The sequence below is a fragment of the Mesorhizobium sp. M7A.F.Ca.US.006.04.2.1 genome (assembly GCF_004022915.1).
In the GTDB taxonomy this organism is placed as follows: Bacteria; Pseudomonadota; Alphaproteobacteria; order Rhizobiales; family Rhizobiaceae; genus Mesorhizobium; species Mesorhizobium ciceri.
In genome coordinates, this window is sequence record NZ_RZQA01001499.1 from 1 (window position 1) to 723 (window position 723).

Here is a 723-nt window from a genome sequence, read left to right on the forward strand (position 1 = left end):
GTTCAGGACGGTCGTCCTGTCCAGCTATGCGCCGCAAAAGATTGCCGAGGCCTTGTGCGACGACATCGGCCGGGAATTCCCCGGCATCGAAGCGCTGCCGGCGCGCGTCACCATCAGCCCGAAGGCCGTCGGCGCGGCAAGCCTGCCATTCAGTTCGCGCTTCATGATCCAGTGATCGAGCTGAACCGGGTTGCCGGTCGGCCGATCATGCCCTCTGCAGGTCCATCGATGATTTTCAGGTGACCAGGCGAATCCGCTTGCCAGGACGCCCCACTTAATAGCATGTTAAGTGAACCCTGAGATCGCCATGAAAATCGCTGCGGATCACGCACTCAACGACAATGCCGCGACCAGCGCCGAAGCGCGCCGCTCGACGGTATTGGGCGATCGGATCAAGGCCTATCGCACCACGCGGCGCCTGACGCTGCGCCAGCTCGGCGACATGATCGGCACCACCGCCAGTTTCCTAAGCCAGCTCGAGCGCGGCCTTTCCGGCGCCAACACCAGCACGCTGATGCTGATTGCCAATGCGCTCGGCATCAGCCTCGCCGATCTTTTCGACGAATGCGAAGTGTCGCCGCACGCGGTGCTGACACGCAGCGAGCGGCCGGCGCTGCCGACCAGCGAAGGCTACCGCAAGACGCTGCTGTCGCGCCGGCCGATCCGCGAGATGGAAGTCTATTGCGGCGAGTTCGCCGTCGCCGGTCGAGCCGCCGACGTGCC

The 723-nt window shown here is 64.5% G+C and carries 1 protein-coding gene; it reads left to right on the forward strand.

What is annotated here, in order from left to right:
- Positions 1 to 307: 307 nt before the first annotated feature.
- Positions 308 to 723: helix-turn-helix transcriptional regulator (locus EN925_RS38325; protein ID WP_164894799.1), on the forward strand; the 416-nt coding region annotated here is incomplete at its 3' end.